Here is a 1,805-nt window from a genome sequence, read left to right on the forward strand (position 1 = left end):
GCACCGTCCCTGGAGAACCGATGACCGACCTCGCCAGAGCCACCGCCCCCGCCGCAGGCGGCGGCACGTCCAAGGGCATCCAGTTCGGCAAGCGCCCCGCCCGGCAGCCCGCCGACGGGGAGATCCTGCGCCTGGGCCAGGTGCTGGGCCGTACCTCCGGCGGCATCCCCGTGCTGCTGGTGCTGGCCTTCGCGCTGACCATGTCCACCGAGTCGTTCCTCACCGGCACCAACCTGGACAACCTCGGCCGGCAGGTGTCCATCTTCGCGATCATCGCCGTCGGCCAGCTCATCGTCATCCTCACCGCGGGCATCGACCTGTCCGTCGGCTCGGTCGTCGGGCTGTCCGGCATCGTCGCCGCCAAGATGGTCTACGACACGAGCGGCGGCCTGCCCATCCTGGCCGCCGTGCTCCTCGCGCTGCTCGTCGGCGCCACCGCCGGGCTCGTCAACGGCCTGCTGGTGGCGTTCCTCAAGATGCCGCCGTTCATCGTGACGCTCGGCATGATGGGCGCCGCCCGCGGCGCGACCCTGCTGCTCAGCGACGGCCGCACCGTGCAGCCGCTCCCGGACGGCTTCGCCGAACTCGGCGGCGGCAGCGTGCTGGGCATCTCCCATCTGACCTGGCTGATGGTGCTCATCACGATCTTCTTCGCACTGCTGCTGCGGCGCACCGTCTGGGGCGAGTACGTCTACGCCGTCGGCTCCAGCGCCGAGTCCGCGCGGCTGACGGGCGTGCCCGTACGCCGCGTGCTCGTCAGCGCGTACGTGCTCTCCGGCACCCTCGCCGCCGCGGCCGGCGTGCTGCTCGCCTCCCGCCTCGGCAACGGCGTACCCACCTCCGGCAACGGCTACGAACTCCAGGCCATCGCCGCCTGCGTGATCGGCGGCGCCAGCCTCTTCGGCGCCAAGGGCAGCGCGCTCGGCGCGCTCGTCGGCGCCCTGGTCGTCGGCATGCTCAACAACGGCGGCACGCTGCTGGGCATCGACCCCTTCTGGCTGCAGATCGTCATCGGCGTGCTGATCCTGGCCGCCGTCGCCACCGAGCACGTCCACAACCTGCGCCGCGGCGGCAAGGCGAAACCGGCCGCCCGCGACGGGCAGCCCGGACAGGCCGGCGGAACGCCACAACCGGATACGGGGGCCGCGGGGGACAAGACTGCCGGTGAGCCGACCCCGACGAAACGAGCGGCACCATGATCATCGCGCACGATCTCGGCACGACCGGCGACAAGGCGTCGCTGCACGCCGACGACGGCACCCCGGTCGCCGCCCTGACCGAGCACTACGGCACCGACTTCCGCGCCGGCGGCGTTGCCGAGCAGGACCCCGAGGTGTGGTGGCGGGCCGTGTGCGCCGCCACCCGGCGGCTGCTGGAGCACACCGGCGTGCGCCCAGCGGAGGTGTCCGCCGTCGGGTTCAGCGGCCAGATGATGGGCGCGGTGCTGCTCGACTCCGCGTACCGGCCGGTGCGGCCCTCGCTGATCTGGGCCGACCACCGCAGCCAGGAGCAGGCCGACCGGCTCGTCGCCGCGCTGGGTGCCGAGCGGGCGTACCGCCTGCTCGGCCACCAGCTCCACCCCACGTACTCGCTGACCAAGGTGATGTGGGTATGCGACCACGAGCCGGAGACCTTCGCCCGGGTGGCCCACGTCTGCCTGGCCAAGGACTACGTCGTCCACCGCCTCACCGGCGTGCTGGCCACCGACCGCTCCGACGCCTCCAGCACCAACGCCTACGACCAGCCCGCCGGCGCCTGGTCCGCCGAGGTGCTGGCGGCGGCCGGCATCGACGCCGCGCTGTTCC

The 1,805-nt window shown here is 72.9% G+C and carries 2 protein-coding genes; both read left to right on the forward strand.

The genetic code is table 11. From position 1 onward, the window contains the following. Positions 1–1,199, forward strand: a 1,199-nt coding sequence (locus tag H5J30_RS30805) for an ABC transporter permease (RefSeq protein ID WP_258563618.1), incomplete at its 5' end; no start/stop codon positions are given. Then, on the forward strand, positions 1,196–1,805 hold a 610-nt coding region (locus H5J30_RS30810), incomplete at its 3' end, for a xylulokinase (RefSeq protein WP_258563619.1). The genes H5J30_RS30805 and H5J30_RS30810, both read left to right, overlap by 4 nt.

The organism is Streptomyces phytophilus, from assembly GCF_013870535.1.
Taxonomy (GTDB): domain Bacteria; phylum Actinomycetota; class Actinomycetes; order Streptomycetales; family Streptomycetaceae; genus Streptomyces; species Streptomyces phytophilus.